At 59.6% G+C, this 18134-nt stretch carries 11 protein-coding genes; 2 read left to right on the top strand and 9 right to left on the bottom strand.

Translation table 11 applies throughout. The features are described from left to right. Nucleotides 1–62: 62 nt before the first annotated feature. The 6 genes from FHX16_RS26845 to FHX16_RS26810 form a co-directional block, all read right to left on the bottom strand. Nucleotides 63–206, bottom strand: coding sequence for a selenium-binding family protein (locus FHX16_RS26845; RefSeq protein WP_259131338.1), 144 nt, complete (start codon nucleotides 204–206; stop codon nucleotides 63–65). Nucleotides 207–595: 389 nt separating this feature from the next. After that, nucleotides 596–1132 carry an OmpA family protein gene (locus FHX16_RS26835; protein WP_259131335.1) on the bottom strand — a complete coding sequence of 179 codons (537 nt, stop codon included), beginning with the start codon at nucleotides 1130–1132 and terminating at the stop codon, nucleotides 596–598. 13 nt (nucleotides 1133–1145) lie between these two features. Beyond that, complete coding sequence (locus FHX16_RS26830; RefSeq protein ID WP_259131334.1) at nucleotides 1146–1820, bottom strand: L,D-transpeptidase; 675 nt, start codon at nucleotides 1818–1820, stop codon at nucleotides 1146–1148. Between the two features lie 1080 nt (nucleotides 1821–2900). Then, nucleotides 2901–3101: a hypothetical protein gene (locus FHX16_RS26820; protein ID WP_183757890.1), complete on the bottom strand. Its 201-nt coding sequence runs from the start codon at nucleotides 3099–3101 to the stop codon at nucleotides 2901–2903. Between the two features lie 22 nt (nucleotides 3102–3123). Continuing rightward, nucleotides 3124–3918 (bottom strand): DUF2092 domain-containing protein, encoded by a 795-nt coding sequence (locus FHX16_RS26815; RefSeq protein WP_259131332.1) that lies wholly within the window; start codon nucleotides 3916–3918, stop codon nucleotides 3124–3126. 231 nt (nucleotides 3919–4149) lie between these two features. Then, on the bottom strand, nucleotides 4150–5811 hold the full coding sequence (locus FHX16_RS26810; protein WP_259131330.1) for a SulP family inorganic anion transporter: 1662 nt from the start codon (nucleotides 5809–5811) through the stop codon (nucleotides 4150–4152). 264 nt (nucleotides 5812–6075) lie between these two features. Between FHX16_RS26810 and FHX16_RS26805 the strand changes: the two genes are divergently transcribed. After that, on the top strand, nucleotides 6076–10005 hold the full coding sequence (locus tag FHX16_RS26805; RefSeq protein WP_259131328.1) for an AAA and adenylate/guanylate cyclase domain-containing protein: 3930 nt from the start codon (nucleotides 6076–6078) through the stop codon (nucleotides 10003–10005). A gap of 123 nt (nucleotides 10006–10128) precedes the next feature. Here FHX16_RS26805 and FHX16_RS26800 read toward each other — a convergent pair whose 3' ends face one another. Genes FHX16_RS26800 through FHX16_RS26790 form a run of 3 tightly spaced genes read right to left on the bottom strand, consistent with a single transcriptional unit; the run spans nucleotide 10129 to nucleotide 14627 of the window. Beyond that, complete coding sequence (locus FHX16_RS26800) at nucleotides 10129–11130, bottom strand: 3-oxoacyl-ACP synthase (protein ID WP_259131326.1); 1002 nt, start codon at nucleotides 11128–11130, stop codon at nucleotides 10129–10131. Further along, nucleotides 11123–12814, bottom strand: coding sequence for an FAD-dependent oxidoreductase (locus tag FHX16_RS26795; RefSeq protein WP_259131324.1), 1692 nt, complete (start codon nucleotides 12812–12814; stop codon nucleotides 11123–11125). The genes FHX16_RS26800 and FHX16_RS26795 overlap by 8 nt, the downstream gene beginning before the upstream one ends. 13 nt (nucleotides 12815–12827) lie before the next feature. After that, complete coding sequence (locus tag FHX16_RS26790; protein ID WP_259131322.1) at nucleotides 12828–14627, bottom strand: thiamine pyrophosphate-binding protein; 1800 nt, start codon at nucleotides 14625–14627, stop codon at nucleotides 12828–12830. A 355-nt stretch (nucleotides 14628–14982) separates the two neighbouring features. Here FHX16_RS26790 and FHX16_RS26785 point away from each other — a divergent pair. Continuing rightward, nucleotides 14983–18134: N,N-dimethylformamidase beta subunit family domain-containing protein (locus tag FHX16_RS26785; RefSeq protein ID WP_259131320.1), on the top strand; the 3152-nt coding region annotated here is incomplete at its 3' end.

Here is an 18134-nt window from a genome sequence, read left to right as displayed (position 1 = left end):
GTGTGGGTGATGCGACTGTGGCCATTCGACGAAAGATCTTGGCGGCGCTGATGCCGCTCTGTCTAATGGGGTCGCCACTCCGCGACGTTGGCGGCGATCAGTCCGCGGCGATGGCGATCGCAGCGGTCAATGTCGCTGGTGACAAGCGTGTCATGGCCAGGGTGCCGCCAGACGTCATAGGAGAGCCGTTCTGGTCCTGGATCCATTTCCTACTGGCCACGCACATCAAATGTCTTGTGATCCATCAAAAACGCCGCCAGATCCCTTGCCGTCGGCATTGCCAAGTGCAGCAACATAAATGCCCTTGGGGCCGCAGTGGACTGTGTGCGGCCTTCAGTAGCCGGCCCGTTCGGCGACCTCTTCTGGTTCGATCACTAGAACAGGCCGCCGGCCGCTGATGACTACACCTCTCGAGCCACTGTTACGCCCTCGCGATCCACGCTTCACCGCTGCCCTCATCGATCTCGGCTGCGGGATGGATCAACCTGCCATGGGGCTTGCGGCAAAATTAGCTGTGCGCTGGAGCCTTTTGTCGCGAAGGATGTTCGAAACTGGCGCGCTGCGACAGGAGCTGTTCCATCAAGTCCAAGAACGATCAGACCGCGTCGCGCTCCGTGCGCAGGTTTGAGACGACACGCCGGTTCTGCACCTTACAGGAGCGGCTCGTGCAGTCGCGAACCTCGCGGTCATTGCCGTAACCCTTGGCCCACACGCGGCTGGCGTCTACACCCTGCGAGACGAGATAGGCCATGACCGCATCGGCACGTCTCTGCGATAGTGTTGCCATTGCTGAAGTGGACCCGGAATCGTCAGCAAATCCCTGCAGTTTGACCAGCCACTGCGGGTTGCTTTTCAGCCAGATGGCTTGCTTGTCCAGTGTCGCCTTGGCGACGGGATCGAGTGTGGCGGAATCCTGCGTGAAGTAGGTCCGCCTGCCGACGTTCAAGATGAAGTCCTCTTCGCTGCCGGCTTTGACATTTGCAAAACCGGGCGCAGGATCGTTCGTTTGCCCGGTCATCGGCGCGACTGCAGGCTCCTCGACTTCGGCAACATCGGTGGTGGTGCAGGCGGCAAGAGTCATAAGGATGGTCGCAGCGACAACCAGCCTCGAATATCCGGTTAAAGCAGACATCAGGGCATTTCCCTCATTCGACCGCGTTGGCCTGGCTGATCTTCGCGGCACTTTCACCCTGATCGGCAATGTGCGGCAGGACTTGTACAGCTGTGCCGATGGGGCAGCGCTGATAAAGATCGATTGCATCTTCGTTGAACATGCGGATGCAGCCGCTGGAGGCATCCTTCCCAATGCTGCCCGGCTCCAGAGTCCCGTGGAAGCGATAGCCGGTATCGACGCCGTCACGATGCAGATACATGGCGCGCGGACCAAGAGGGTTCTTCGGTGACCCTCCATCGACAAACTCCGGCAGTTCCGGGTGACGCTGGCGCATCTCCGGCGGCGGCGTCCAGCGTGGCCAGAGTGCCTTCTGGTCGATCGTGGCGCGACCATACCATTTGAAACCGTCACGCCCGACCCCGACGCCATAGCGGATGGCAGTCTTGTTCTCCATGATCAGGTAGAGAAAGTGATGGGTGGTATCGACAACGACGGTTCCGATCGGCTCGCTACTGAAATACTTGACGACCTGGCGCTGCCATTTCCTGTCGATCCTGGCAAAGTTGGTGCTGCGAAACGTCACGCCGTTGTCGACACGGGTTCCGGAAAAATATGAAGGTGCTGCAGCGAATGTCGGAGTATTGATTGCCAAAGTGCCAAGCGAAGCCGCTCCGCCAAGCACAAAATCCCTGCGCGTCCATCCCATTGGCAACATCCCCTCAATGCCAAGAAACTTCGTGCAGTAAATCAGATTTTTTTATCGTCACAAGATAAATCTACGTACGCCGCCTGAAGCAGAAGGTTCAATTACCTGACGCGCCCCGTCATTGCGCAACCGCTTTTTTCCGATTGATCAGGATTTTAGCCGACTCTGCATTGGCCGCGTCACAGCGGGCATGTTCGTGTCGCGAAATGTCAGATTTCCACAGAAATCCTCATGGAAATTGCCCATCTTTACTGCTCCTTTACTGCTCCCGACCGCGATCTACATGGCTGAGCGGGTGTAGGCTGACCGCTGCAATAATCCCGGTCATCACGATGCGGGAAAATCCGATGATGAGAGCCAGGATACGGGCAAACCCGTGCTTCGGCTTTACATCGCCAATCCGATGGTAAGGCCCGTCACGAACGGGAAGTACAAGGCGTCGCCGAACCTCCAATCTTCAATGCGCCGATCACGAGTCCGCAGCCGACCATGACGACGAGCCGTCCCGAATAATGGCCCATAGCAGATAAAGCTGGTTCAGAAGTGCCGAAAAACAGATGCCTTCTCTTTCGTCCCTTCGCCATGGAATGGCAAATCGCGCCAATGATGAGTAGGCCGACAACACGCTCAGCCCAGGAACCCAGAGACTCGTCTATGCCCGTTCGCATGCGCGTGCCACCCCTCGGATCTACGCATTTCAGAGTCGTGTTTTCTGCGCGAAATGCCTTACTGGGACCCGAAAAAACGATCCACAGCCCTGTGTGTGCACACCGGAAAGCGCAAATTTATCATGCCACCGAAAGCTTCCAAGATCCAGCGGACACCTGGAAGCTGAACTCGGAAACAATTGGGATCCATAGGCGAAATCCGGTTGTCTTTCAGACCATTGGGCTAATAGGATAAAGTCAAGAATGGGTTGAAGACGCAGGACGAAAAGCCGGCTCGAATCCGACTTTTCGGACCTCGGTCACCGGGCGAAAAGCGGTCGGGGCGAGCTCCCAAAGCAAACACCGAGGAGTTCGCATGCCACGATTACGCCCTTCGCGTGGGCGCGCCAATCGACGCATGAATAATCGCACGCTAGCAGTAGTAAACGCCTGCCGCGCACCGACGTGCGCTTCTGCGGGCAACACCGGCGACACTCACGGGTGTCAACGGTCGCCCGACCCTTGCCTCTGCGGTAGGCGGTAGCTTGAAATCGACCACGAGACCGTCGTGTAGCTCGATGCTTGAGGCGCAGGCAACAACTGCCAGCATTGCAATCGCGATCCATTTGAGCATGTCTTCTCTCCTTTCAGGCTAATCATTTCTTGGAGAATATTTCGGGGAGTTCGTCAGCATCCGGCAGGTCTTTCAAATCTCGCCTTTTAGCGCCATCAGGCGCCTTGAAATTGAAATCGCCGGCCGCCGCGTCGGTTCCGGCCTTCCATGATCGTATGTCGATGGTATATTGCGGGAAGCCTTTGACCTTGGTGCTTGTGACAACATAGCGGCAGGGGTAGGGGGTCTGGCCCTGGGCAATCCAGATCTGCCAATCAACCCCTTCCCTGGTGCGAAAAGCCAGGTGGTCGCATTCGTCGCCTCGTATGACGCCACTGCCGAGATCCTTGACGTCAACCACCTCGGACATGAGCGCGTCGTAAGGATGCGATATCAGGATGTCTCCGGCCGGCAGTGGCCGATGGAATTTTTCGCGCAGGGCGTCGATGAGGTGATCGGTCGTTCCTGGCACCTCGGCCTGGGCGTAGAGGTTGGCGTCCTTGCCGAGGATCGACAGTGTCTTGCCATCAAAAACGATTTCGACGTTGGCGAAGCCACCCTGGCGTGTGACGTACAGCTTGTCTGGCCGATTGATCTTGACTGCGCCGGAGCTTGCTAGCGCAATCTTCTGATCCTGCTTGGTAACGACCTCCAGATTTGTATCATACTCGAATGATATTGCCTGCTGGGCTGCCATGTAATCGGACATCGCCTTCAAAAGGCTCTTGGCCTGCTTCTCGTCCGCATGGGCCGACGTCGCGCAGGAAAGTGCGGTCAAGGCAGTTGCCGCCGCCAGCAGTCCGGCATTTCGAAAGAGGCTTTCCACTTTAGATCGCATGGGTGTTTCCTCCGTTCCATACGTGAGACGACGATCCGCGCGGCTCGGAACAAGCGCGCGGCATGAATGGTTCTCTAGAACTCGTAGGAGCGCTTGTGTTCGACCGGTTCGCCTGTGGCATCAGGTCGAGGAAAGTTGCTCCCTCATGAAGTTTGCAATGCAGGAATGGCGGTAACCACGCAGACAAGCCGTGCGGCGAAATACGACCGCAGCGCGGCTGGTCAGTTCTGACTAGCTGTCACTAAGTCCTTCCAAATAGTGTTGCAGGGCTGCATTCGTGCTGAAAAACAGACGCTCCCGCCCCATCGTTTCGGCGAAACCGGAGGCTCGAAGATAATCGAGTACATCCGGATTCAATCCTGCAAGCCAAACGGTTACGCCTTGAGCGGTAACACGGCGTTCGCTGTCGATCATCGTCTGGAGTGCGGAATACTCGATATCAAAAACCGCGCTCATATCGAGTGCGAGCACTCGCGGTTTATATTCGGCTGCGAATGCCTGAATTTGATCAGCGACTTGCTGCACATTGGCGAAAAACAGACGACCCTCAGGGCGAAGGATGAGCAGACCATCGAATGTTTCATCGTCAGGGTGCTCCGGCGAAAGCGGCCGGAGGACGTCGGTGCCCCGCTTGCGGCCGATGACATAAACTTTCGCTTTTGCCGACTGGCTGGCCAAGCCGATCATCGAAAGAATGATCGCGACCACGATGCCCTGGAGCGTGCCAAAGACGAGCACACCCAGGAACGCCGCCAGCGCCCAACGGAATTCCATCCGCCGGACCTTTCGGATGGACGCAAACTCCACTGGGGAAATGAGCCCGACCGAGTAGATGATTACAATCGCGGCGAGCACAGCTTGCGGCAGCAAGCCAAGCAGCGGGGCAAGGAACAACATGGTTGCGGCCGACGTTGCGGCAGCGACAAGGGAGGCCGTCTGGGATTGCCCGCCGACGGCTCGAACCACGGCCGTCTGTGACGTTCCACCGCCTGCAGGCATTGAGCCAAAGAACGCGCCGACTGCATTCGCAGCGCCGGTCGCGAGAAGTTCGCGATTGGGTCGTATGGGTGGTTCGGCCGGGGTTGCGAATGCCCTGCCAGCGGCAATCGTTTCGGTGAAACTCATGAGAGCGATGCCGAGTGCTCCCGGGAGAAGCTGCTCGACCAAACCGGCACTGGGAAGAGTGAGTGACGGCAGTGATCGCGGAATGAAGCCGACCGTCGCGATGCCCAGGGCATCCAGGCCGATGACCCACGAAATCAGGATGCCCGCAGCGACGATCACGAGTGGGGCCGGAGAATGGGGCCAACGCCGTTCCATGACTGCCAACGCGACCAGTGCCACGACTGCGATTGTCAGCGTAAGCAGCGATGTATCAGGTAAATTATGAACAAGACTGACGATGTCACGGAAAAAGCCTGCCTTTTCGATGTGCACGCCGAGCAGTTTCGGTATTTGATCGAGCACAATCACAAACCCGATGCCTGCTTTGAAACCGGTTAGCACGGGAGAGGAAATGAAGTTCGCCACAAACCCCAACCGAAGGACCGAGGCTGCAAGCAGGAGCACACCGGTTAAAGCAGTAAGTGTTGCAAGTGCCGTAACCATTTTGGCTGGATCGCCATCCGGAACGACAATCGCGAGCTCGGTCCCCGCCAGGATGGCAAGGGTTGTCGTTGAACTTACACTCAACACTCGCGACGTGCCCAGCAATGCGTAGACAATCATCGGCACGAAGGCTGTATAGAGGCCAACGCTCACCGGAAGCCCGGCGACTGTGGCGTAGGCCATTGCTTTGGGCAGGACGATCGCGGCAGCTGTCAGGCCGGCCACGACATCGAGCCGGAGGCCGGATGAGAACGCGGCGCCGCCATTGTTTCTGCCTATCGTCATTTTCGTTTCCGGGGTCACAGCTATTCCTTCAATCGGGGCATCGACCCTAACGCTCGTCTGGCGGACTCATTCAAAAATTGGCGCGCCAAGCATCCACATCAAACCGCCATCATTATGCCCCAATCGGCGATGCAAGGGGCGTATATTACGGTATCGCACACGATCGGAAATCCGCTGTCGGGATGAGGCAGGGGCCTCTCAGACGTGGATCGTTTCGCAAATTTGCGTTACCCTCAGCGTTTCCGGGAAAGCGCGAGGCCCCCTATGTCGGATGCGAGTTTGCATGAGGCTCGGCTGATTGAGAGTTTCGCGCCACCGCCGCTGAGGCTCTTCGGGAGACAGAAGGATGAGCCTTCCGATCGCCGCATGGCCTTGTTGTGGCTCGACGTAGTCGCCTTCACCCGGATTACCGGTCATTTCCTGGCCCGGGGACCGGCTGGCATCGAAGATCTGGCGAATCTGCTGGAACTGCATTTCACAGGACTGATCGATGTGATCGTGGCCCATGGCGGCGAGCCGCTGATGTTTGCGGGCGACGGCCTGCTTGCCGGCTGGCCGTGCGAAGGCTCGACACCTTCGGACGCACTTCTCCGCGCTGCCACCTGCGGCAATCACGTTCTTGCCACGTCGCGAACAAGCTTGCCTTCGGGCGAGCCGATCGAACTCCATGCCGTGCTCGCCTTCGGGCAATGTCATACGGCGGAGATCGGAACGGGCAGCCTGCGTCTCCACGTCACCGTAGGAAAGGGGCTCGCAGACCTGCAGGCGGCGAGCATCACACGGGCGAAGGGACAGTTGCTGGTATCCGCGGCCGCGTGTTCGATCCTCGGTGATGCAATAGCCGTGCGCTCGATCGGCCCCGACGCAACGATCCTTTCGACCTTGCGCGATCAAGCCGACCTCATTCCCCTGACCATTCCGCCGATGACGCCGCAAGACCGCGAGCGACTTGCCGGGCATATCCCGCTTCCTGTCGCGAGCCGCCTCAACAGCCAGCTCCTCGACTGGACTGCCGAGCTCAGGCGCATATCCGTCGTGTTCGTCGCTCTTTCACGTCTGGATCACGCTTCGCCCGATATCCTGTCCCGCTTGGAGTCGGTCGTTGCCGCAATCGAACCCAAGGTCGCTGAGCACGACGGTTTCATACAACAGATTCGCGTCGATGAACGCGGCGCCACTCTTGTGATCGTTTTCGGGATTCCGCCCGTTGCGCACGCAGATGATCCGGTCCGGGCAGTCCGATCTGCGATCGACATGCGTGATGCGCTGCGCGGCATAGGCCAGCCGAGCAGTATCGGCGTCGCGACGGGAACGGCATTCTGCGGACTGATCGGAAACGACGTTTTCCGGGCATGGACCACTTACGGGGAGGCAGTCAACCTTGCCGCGCGGCTGCAGGGCTTGCAGCAGGGCACCATCCAGTGCGACGAAGCCACTGTCCGCGGCGCACAGGACGCCATCTCTTTCACTCCGATCGGTCACAGCCAGGTTCGTGGGTGGGATCTGAATGTCCCCGTCTGGACGCCGAGGCGGCAGGATCGCACCGGCTTCGACCAATCGATGCATGGGCGCGACAGTGAACTCGCATGGATTTTGAAAGCTTTCGAGGAGACGAGGCAATCCGGCAATTCCCGGTTCGTCCTTGTCGAGGCGGAATCGGGAATGGGCAAGTCACGCCTCCTTGCGGAATTGCATCATCGTCTCAGGAGCGAACAATGGGCTACGCTTGCCGGTGTCGCCGACCGGATCGAGCATCGTGTCCCCTATCGAGGCTGGCGAGACATACTCACGCAATTGCTTGGGCTGGAGGTCAGACATCCGGAGTTACAACGGCGCGAGGCGACGTTGCGCGCACTTGGCCCGGAGCTTTCACCCCGCGCAGCGCTCCTTAACCCCATCCTCCAACTCGACTTTTCCGAAACGCCCGAACTGCAAGCGATGAGCGCGCCCTTGCGCATGGAGGCTCGGCTCGACCTGTTCGTATCACTTCTCCGCCGCTTTGCGTCTGACGGCTCGTTGCTGGTTACCGTCGACGACGCCCAATGGCTCGACGATGAGAGTTGGACCCTGGCGGCAACGGCTATTCGTTCCGTGCGCGGTCTCTGCCTCGTCATGGCGATGCAGCCGATGGAGGACGACGCGCGGATCGAAAGCCTGTCCGGGGGCGGTGTGGTGCGCCTTAAGCTGCTCGGTCTGTCGGACGAGGAACAGGACAGGTTGGCATTGACCAGGCTCGGTGCAGACCGCATCGCTCCCGAACTGGCAAACCTTTTGCGAGCACGCGCCCGCGGGCATCCGTTTTTTTGTCTTGAACTCGCTCGCGCGCTTCATGACGATGGCTTGATCGAAGTGGTCGACGGGACGTGCCGGATCGCGCAACATCTGGCCGATGATCGCCTGCCCCTGCCAGATTCGATACACGCCGCCGTGGCGCGCCGCATCGACCGTCTCGATCTCGAAAGTCAAGTGACGCTCAAGGTGGCAAGCGCCGCGGGCCTGCGTTTCCCGACCGCCCTTGTGGCCGCCGTTCACCCGACCGCCAACGCCGAGCCGGCCATCGTCGGCCGCCACCTGTTGATGCACCAGCGTGCCGGCATGCTGCAGACTGATCACATCGACGAGCTGGACGGCTACAGCTTTTGCCATGGCATCATGCGCGACGTTGCCTATGAGCTGATGCTCTATGGGCAGCGTAAGCAACTGCACCGGGCGATCGCTAGCTGGTACGAGCAAAACAGCGTCCTCGACATATCACGCGTTTATGCGCTCATCGCGCATCACCTGGAGGCAGCGGGCGAACTGGTTCGCGCGGCTCACTATTTGCGGCTCGAGGCCGAGCGCGTTTTCGGTCTCGGTTCCGTTCGGCAATCGCTTTCGATCGGCCTTCATGGTGCCGCACTCCTTGGTTCGCAGGTGCCGGTCGATGGCGCCGAACTTCAAAGGGCAATCGGCCAGGAAATGGAGCAGATTACAGCACTCCTCGGCGACAGGCGACCGGCGGATCTCGTCGACTTGCCAAGACTTGAGGACGAACATGTCGCAAGTCTCGTCCCGCTGTTGCTAAGCATCGCGCCCTACGCCTATCAAAGTCAGAAGCCGGAATTGTTCGCGCTTCTTGGCGCGAGGTGCCTGCGCTTGACGCTTGCTCATGGGCAGGCAGATTTTACGCCAGATGTCTACGCAATGTATTCTATCGTCCACGCGGCTATGACCGGTGACCGGCGGACGGGTGCTGCATGGAGCGATCTGAGCATGCAGCTGCAACCTGTCATCAAGGGCGCAAGCTTTGCCCGCTGCGCCTTTATCAACGTGTGGTTCCACAATCACTGGGTAGGAAATCTGGAGGACGGAATTGCCCGCGCCGCGGCGGGGGCCGACGCAGGCCTTGCAAGCGGTGAAATTGTCTATGGCTGTTTCAATCTGACGACGGTCGTCGTGCTGCTTGTTGCGGCGGGCCGTCCTATCGATGTGGTGATATCGACCGGTATCGCGCTTCTCGCGCAAAACGGTGGTCGGGTGCGCAATTCTGCCTTCACGCTCCTCCTGGAGTTGCAGTCGGCCCGAGCACTGGCAGGCAAGACACGGGCGTTCGATCAGCTTTCCGATGCTACTGTGGACGAGGAGGCGGAGTTCTCCTCCATGCTGCAATCGCGCTTCAGCAACCAGGTTGCCTGCTATTACACTGCCAAACTCCGATTGGCCGCGCTTGGTGGAGACTGGCGAAGCGCGCTCTCCTGGGCAGAAAAGGCACGTGTCCTGTTGCCATTCTTCGCCGGACAACCCTCCGAGGTCATGCTGCTACACTATCATGGCGTCGCGGCCCTGGCGCTTGCTGCTTTTGGCTCCCCGGAGGACGCTCAGGCCCTGCGTGCCGAGGGTTGGGATTGCGCGGACCAGATGCGCAACTGGGAAGGTCTGAACGAGTCCTGGCTCGGTCCGAAGGCGGATATTCTCGAGGGGCTGCTCGAGGCGGGTGCCGGGCATATTGAGGTAGCTGACAGGTTGTTTCGTGCGGCCGCGCAACGCGCGGCAAAAGTTGGCCATCTGGAGGACCATGCCTTCGCCCTGGAATGCCTGGCCCGGCTGCAAAAAGCAGTCGGCAAGGTCCCGGGCTCGCTTCCCGGGGCGCTGGCTGCTTACCGGACTTGGGGTGCCGAAGGGAAACGCGCACGCCTCGCTGACGAATTTGCCTGAGGTTGAGATGTGTGGACTGCGAGACGATGACTTCGACGTATTGTGTCGCTCCATCTTGGTCGCACAAAAATGCACCGCTGAACGAAACTGCGCTCAATTCATTGGGTGTTGTCGTAAGTTTCGTCAAATCACCCGCTGCAGCAGCACGGCATGCGCATGCAAGTCCAGCCCGAGTGCGAGGAGCATGACGTAGGGCGTTGTTATGTCCTCCTCGCGAGCAGCCAGCGTCACGGCGATGCTCGCGACGGTCATGTTTCCGAAATCGGTGATGGTGCTGAGCGCCGGTCCGGTTTCCAGCTTGCTGGACCAGCTCTTCAAAAGCACTGTCGAGGCCTGGTGGCCGATTAGGGTGATGTCTGTGCCGGAAAGCCCCTGGCGCTGCAACACATCCAACGCCGCCCGCGGAGCGGTTTCACCGCCAAAAGACTTGAAGGCGTCGATGCCCTTCTCTGTCATGTGAAAATAGGGACCGCTATATAGTTGGTCTTCCGGTTGCCCGTCGGTCTTTATCCGGTTCCCGGCGACGTACATGACACCGTAAAGGTCGGACTGGACAAGAGCCTGCTGGTCCCGGACGACCCATCGTACACCGGCCGTTGCACCGCCGAGCACGGCAGCCGCAGCCCCGTCGCCGGCGCTGATAGAGGGAGCCTCGTTATAGTCGACAGCCCGCGTCCAGTCGCAGCCGGCAACGACGAGGACACGCCGGACCCGTCCCGCCTTGAGCAGGGCATCGGCAATGACGAGCGATTCCGTAAAGTTAGAAAAGTCGTTGCCGAGCGCCAATGGCATGGCCCGCTCAGGCAGACCAAGACCCTTGTGCACGTCTCCGAGGTCGCTCGGCACGATGTAACGGCTGAGCGAAGCGCAGCCGATCAGAAGGTCGATGTCATCAGCCGTTACCTCCGCGTCGATCATCGCCTTCTTGGCGGCAGCCACCATGATGGAGGCCAATGTCTCGTCGGCTCCAAGGACATGCCGCCGCTCATAACCCTGGAACAGCGCGAGGATCTCCGTTTCCGAGGCGTTATTCCTCAGTGCGTTGAAGATCGGGTCGTCGTTGAGCCGCACGCCTTTTGGTAGCTGGTAGCCCAGTCCGATGATCCCCAAATCGCTCTCAACCATGCTGCCACTCGCCTTTCGGCAAACCGAGCCGCTGCTGCAGGACGATCTCGGCCGTCTGCAGGGCGCCCTCTGCCCACGTTTGGTTGGTTGAATAGGCTTCTCCGCAGATGTAGCAGGGGAAATCCTCAACCGGTTGGGTCATGCGGGTAAGCATGACATCCGACTGGACGTTGACGTTCCAAAGATGCACGCCGCCGCCGTAGGGGTCGCGCGACCAGTCCATATAAGCGGCATCGATGGGGCGCGGGGCGCTGTCGTTGCCGTGCATCTGCATGAGTTCTCGATGGAGTTCGTTTACCATCTGTGTGGTGGCGGGGTGCAGTGCCCAGTTATCGGCGAGCCGTTTGGCGAACGGGTCAGACGGGTCCGCGATTTCGGCTGTGTCTGGCTGGAACTTCGCCCAATGGTGACCCGGGCTTTTAAGGTTGAGCGGCAGGCCTGCCTTGTGGACTTCCGCCCGCTTGTCCAGCCCCTCCCAGAAACTCACGTTCAGGAGATCGTCGTAGACCATGACGAGGCCTGGTGCGTCCCGCTTGGGAATGATCCCGCCGTCTGGCCCTGCGGGCCAATAGTAGCATTGCCGGATCGGCATGTCGGTGAGCGAACGACCGGAACTTACCTTGGAATCCTGCCACCAGCAGTTCGGATAGAGCAAAAAACATTTGAAGAGGGGAATTGGTGCGACGGAAGCGAGGTCTTGTCGGAACTGGATGTTCTCAGGGCCGAGAACCTTGCCTTCCGGATCGAGCAGTTCGATGGAACGGCGCGGCATGGCGAGCACGATGGCACGCGCCGTCCTTGTCGTCCCGTCGCGGAAACGCAGCTTGATACCTGTGGAGCCGTCCTCAAGCGTGATGCCTTTGAAACCGGCAAGCCATTGGTGGAACTGGATCTCGCCACCAGCCGCCTGGAAACGGTTCTGGAGTTCCCAGGGCACAGTCTCGTAACCGCCGTTGACCATCCGGTAGCTGACGCCAGGAGTAAAATCGAAATACTCGGCGGTCAGGTCAAGTGCATTGGTGTTTCCGCCGAGACAGTCATATCCGACAGTCGCACGGGCGGCGGCATATCCGTCAGCGCTAAGGCCCTTGGCGAGGAGATTCCACAGTCCGTGCTGCCATAGTGGCAATCCGTCGATCTCAACTTTCTCGAGATATTGGCGCAGTGTCCCGGCATTGAGATTCTCCATCAGCCCGGGCATCAGGCTTGTCAGAACGCGCCCGATCAGCGAGGCGGGACTCCCGGCACCGCTGGCCGCCAGCCATGCCGCTTCCCCTGGATCGAACCAGTATGGGAGTGCCGCCGTATCGCCGAGATCGCTTGTGCGCAGGAGTTTGCCGCGCAGGAAGGCAATATTACCAGGAAGATCGACAACCTGGGCATGGTAGGGCAGTTTCAACACGCACTCGACCAGGCCGGTAACAAGTGTTTGTGCTGGTGCGACATAGCGCATGCCCCCGACCTCGGCGGTTGTATCGGGCATATGCGGAGAACGGGCCGAAAGCAGGCGGCCTCCAATGCGGTCGCTCCCTTCGAAGAGGGCGACCTTGAGTTTTCCCCGGGCAGTCTCCCAGCCTGCGAGGCCGGAGCCCGTCAGACGCGATGTCAGCATCCGCCATCCGGCATAAATGCCGCCAATCCCGCCGCCGACGATCGCAACGTCGACATCAGGTAATGCAACCATGGTTTCCCCTCCCTCAGTCGACCTTCTTTTGCCAGTAAGGCGGGCTCCAGTATGGAGGAGCGGCCTTGGGGTCTATATGCGCGACGATCACCTGCGGTCTCCCGTTGTTTGCGCCATCGACGATCTTTGGCCAGGCGTCCCGAAGGTCGCCGGGGCTCGAGATGCCAACCGCATTGGCGCCAAGGCCTTCCGCCACCTTCACCAGGTCGGTCGTGCCAAGGCTGTAGGCATCGCTGAAGCCGCCATCGCTCGGGAACATCATCGCCATTCCCTGTGCCACCATGTTGAGATCCTCGTCCTTCAGGACGACCCAGATGGCGCCCACCTTGTGGGCGGCGGCGGTGGAGATCTCGCCGAGCTGCATCAGGAAGGCTCCGTCCCCAACCAGTGCGAGAGAGAGGCGACCCGGCTGTCCGAGCTTGGCGCCAATCACGCCGCAGACACCAAATCCCATGGGGCCCATGGCAAGGGCGCTATGGAATTCCTGCTTTCGGTCAACGATCAGGGAATGCAGGCCCCAGCCGACGCAATTTCCGCAATCGATGAAAATGGATGCATCAGGCGGCAGCAATTCGTTGAGCGTTCGGCAAAGGGCGGCCGGCTGGAGAGGAGCCGCTTCCGAGGTGTAGTCGTCGGGCGAGGAAAATGGCGAATTGGCCTTTTTGATCCCGGCGATCTCGGCCTTTCGCTCTGCAACCACCGCAGGGGAAGCCGGCCAGGTTGGCGCCTGATCCCAAAGAGCCCGGATGAAGGCTCCGGCCTCCGCGACGATCCCGTCGGTTACGGGGAAGCCGCGTCCAATCATCGCCTGATCGATATCGACCTGGATGAATGGGCCATTCGGCACCAGCATCGGGTTCCATCGGTAGGTTGCAAGCTCGCCGAGCGAGGAGCCGATGACGAGCAGGGCGTCATGGGCCGCAGTGCCATCCTTGTTGATCATCCAATATTGCGGCCATTGGCAACCAGCAAACCCGTAGGTGCGAAGCGACAGCTCGTTCGTTTCGGGAAAGACGCCCTTGCCATCCGAGGTCGTCATGACCGGAACCTGCCACCACTCCGCCAGGGCCCGAAGCGCGTCGGCCGTGTCAGGATCCCGAACCGCGTCTCGGCAGCCGCTGCCGACCAGGATCAGTGGACGCATGGCGGTCGACATCACCTTGAGCACTCGCCGGACGGCGTCGACCGGTGCACCGCCTGGCAGCGAACGATAGTTGGTGGGACGGGCCGGGGGGCGCGGCGCCACGATCTGAAACGGGTCCTCGTCGTCGATCATTGCCGACGCGACACTGTCGGAAATGCCGAGACGTACGGCGCGCCGGGGAATTGACAGCATGTCGCGCAGCGCCTGCTCGATAATGATAGGCGCCCCGGCCGATGCTGCGATATCGGCGCTATAACGTGTTCCCGCGGCGTAGATGTCACGAATATTCAGACCGCAGTCTGTCCCTTCTTGGAGATAGCCGCGGCCAAGGAAGTTCTGCTGCACCTCGCCGGTCAACGTCATGACGGCAGAACCGCCAAAATTGGCGTTCATCGTGCCGGTGAGGGCGTTGGTGGCACCGGGGCCGCTGGTGACCAGGACGACGCCGGGCTTGCCGGTCGCCCTGAAATAACCGTCGGCCATGTAAGCAGCCGCGGACTCGTGCCGGCACACGATATAGGTGAATTCGCGTCTTTGCCTGACCCGCTCCAAAAGATGTGCGATACCGGCACCCGGAACGCCGAACATCAGCGTCGCATTTTCGAGAACCAGGTAATCGAGAAGCTGGTCGGCAACGGTGCCGCCTTGCGAAGACGTAGGTGCAGCCATCGTCATGAACTCCGCTTTTCGTTAGATTGGCAGAAGAGCTATGAACGCGATTTCAGGTGGTTGCGAATGCAGGTGCTACTTGCGGGCAGTAACGCATCTTGCCTGAGGTCCGGCCGCATGTCGAGTGCTAGCAGACGCTACGCGTTGCTATGTATCGAATATAGTCTGTGACCAGCGAGCGTCATTAGCGCAACTACACATTGAGCATGCTGCAATCCTATCGCCAAAGAGATGTCGACTGTTTTACATCGAAAGGCGTACACTGTATTTCATGCGTTATAGATTATACTTAAAAAACCTGCTTATTGGCCGGTTCTCAGAGGTTTGATCTTGAAAATTTATGAGGGAGCATGCCATGAATCGCAACGCTCGCCGATGGGCTTCCAGCTCGACACTCATGGATTCATGGCTCCCCAGGTGGCTTTCCGGCGGCCGAAAGTCGAAATCCCGCAATGCGGCCCACGGAGGCGACGGATCTCATCAGGTCGCGCTCGCCACGCCGACCGCTGTGGGGACGACCTCCGGCGCCGTGGCCGACAACCCGTTTAAGGAAACGATAGCCGATGGAGAAGATCGTCGGAACGGGGGCGCGGTCTGCGATGCGCACGGTCAGGTGATCAGCGATCTGACGCCGCTATCACTGGCAAATGGCAACGGAGACGGACCTCAGGGGGGCAACGGTGCCGTGTCTCGCTCTGTCGCCGGGGGATGGGATCATTTCTCAGGCAGTTGGGGTGCGCAAACATTTGGAATAGAGTCATCGCCGCACGCCGGTCACAGCACGGTTGGCAAGACTTCAGGACAAGACCCGGCCATTATGGTGGGTGGGCACGTCGCTTCCGGCAGGTTCGTCATGCCGCAGACGGCCACGCTCGACCAAGGAAGCGCGACTGGGTCTCGTTCACTCCAGGCGCTTGGTCTGTCGTTCGGCGCGTCGGCGACCGACCAGCTGCATGGCCTGTCCCGAATGTCAGGTTTTCGTGAAACCGCAAGATTGACCGTTTCAACGGTCTCGAGCGGAACTCTAGTTGGTGTTGGAGAGCCCGTAACCGGAGGCGCCAGCTCCAAGAGCGCCACGCTTTTTGCTGCGCCGGCAGCCGATCTGGGCGGCACTCAGAGTGCGGCGATCCAAAGTTTGGCGGCCGCAGCGGCGGTCAGCAACGCGATCGTGACCGAGAACCAGAAGCAAGGTAATCCGGAGAGTGAATGGGGCATCGACGGGGCAGGCAGCACGAACATCGAGGGTTTTGCCACCGACATCAGCGTCAATCGCGGCCAGACTGTCAGCTTCAAAATCAACACGAACTCCAACAACTATCGAATCGACATCTATCGCCTCGGCTATTACGGCGGCATGGGCGCGCGCAAGATTACGACGATCCAGCATACAGGCGTGCAGAACCAGCCTACACCGTTGCGCGATAACGCTACCGGTCTGGTCGACGCCGGCAACTGGTCGGTGTCGGCGTCCTGGGCAATTCCGGCAGACGCGACGTCGGGCATCTATATTGCAAAGCTCGTGCGGCAGGATGGTACCGCTGGTGAGAACCAAATCCCATTCATCGTACGCGACGACAGCAGCCACAGCGATGTTATCTTTCAAACCTCCGATGAGACCTGGCAGGCCTATAACCCCTGGGGTGGAGCCAATCTCTACCAAGGCAACGGGCCAGGGGGAGATTCCGCCCCGGGTCGTGCATACGCTGTCAGCTACAATCGCCCGATCACCACCAGGGGCGGCGGCCTCGCGGCCGGGCCGCAGGATTATATCTTCGGTGTCGAATTCTCAGCCATTCAATGGCTTGAGAAAAACGGATATGATGTGTCTTATATGGCTGGAATGGACTCCGACCGCCTCGGCAGCCTGATTAAAAATCATAAGATGTTCCTGAGTGTAGGCCACGATGAGTATTGGTCGGGACAACAGCGTGCCAATGTCGAGGCAGCGCGGGATGCCGGGGTTAACCTCTCCTTTTGGAGCGGCAACGAGGTTTACTGGGAGACTCGCTTCGCTCCAAGCATCAGTGCGGGCGCGCAACCCTATCGCACCCTGGTCAGCTACAAGGAAACAAGGGCCGGCCCAATTGATCCGGATAATCAATGGACTGGAACCTTCCGGGATCCACGTTATGTCTCGTCGACCGCGGTCGGGGGAGGGCGGCCGGAAAACGCGCTGACTGGTACCATGTTCCAGGTCGATTCCTACCGAAGTGATGCGATTACCATCCCGTATGATGACGCCAACCTGCGGTTCTGGCGCGATACCAGCGTGGCAACCCTCCAGCCGGGCCAGACAGCAACCCTTCAGCAGAACTATCTCGGATATGAATGGGATGAGTCGCCTGACAATGGATTTCGCCCCGCTGGGCTTATCGAGTTGTCGTCGACGACGTTGCCGGTCAGCGAATATCTGCTGGACTACGGTACGACAACCGGCAATGCAACCGCAACGCACAACCTGACGCTTTACCGGGCGCCGAGTGGTGCATTGGTATTCGGTGCCGGCACAGTTTACTGGGCATGGGGGCTTGATGCGAACCATGACCTAGAAGCCACGCCCGTCGACCCGCGCGTAAAGCAGGCGATGGTCAATTTGCTGGCCGACATGGGCATCCAGCCGGGTACGCTGGAAGCGGGACTGGTAGCCGAAACACAGTCAACGGATACCACAAAGCCTGTGTCATTGATCATTGCGCCGAACGACGGGACCCCGCTTAAGGTAGGCAATGCCATCACCATTAGCGGAACCGCATCCGACGTCGGCGGTGTTATCGCGTCGGTCGAGGTCTCCACCGATGGTGGTACGACCTGGCACCGGGCGGTTGGAGACGAGTCCTGGACCTATAGCTGGGTCGCGCAGACAGCCGGTACGTTCACCATCAAGACCAGGGCGGTAGACGACAGCCTCAATCTCGAAACCCCCGGTAGTGGCCGAACAGTGACGGTAACGGGCAACAACTTCTTTTCCGCTTCAGCGATACCGCCTACCGTGCCGGACGGCGATGCAAATGCCATCGAAGTTGGAATGAAGTTCCAATCCTCCGTCGCAGGCACTGTAACGGGTGTTCGGTATTACAAGAGCGATTTGAACATCGGACCGCACACAGGGTCGCTGTGGTCGAGCACAGGCACCAGATTGGCGACGGTCACTTTTTCCAACGAATCAGGGGTCGGTTGGCAGGCCGCCAGCTTTTCAACGCCAGTCTCGATCGTTGCCGGCACCACATATGTGGTCTCTTATCACACCAACTACGGGCACTATGTGGCAACAGGAGGCTATTTTGCCTCTTCCGTAACGAATGGATCACTCACGGCGCCGGCGAATGCCGGCGTCTATAGCTACAATTCGGCAAGTGTTTTTCCGAGCAGCACCTTTAACAGTGAGAATTACTGGGTCGATGTCCTATTCAATCCGGCGACGGCAAACAACACGCCGCCGACGGCGGTTGCCGATGCCGGCGATGCGACAGAGAAGGGCGGTGTCGCCAACGGCTCTGGTGGTTCGCC

The sequence above is a fragment of the Rhizobium sp. BK661 genome, assembly GCF_024808825.1.
Lineage (GTDB): Bacteria > Pseudomonadota > Alphaproteobacteria > Rhizobiales > Rhizobiaceae > Rhizobium.
Note: the sequence above shows the minus strand (reverse complement) of the source record. Positions and strands in the feature narration are given on the sequence as shown.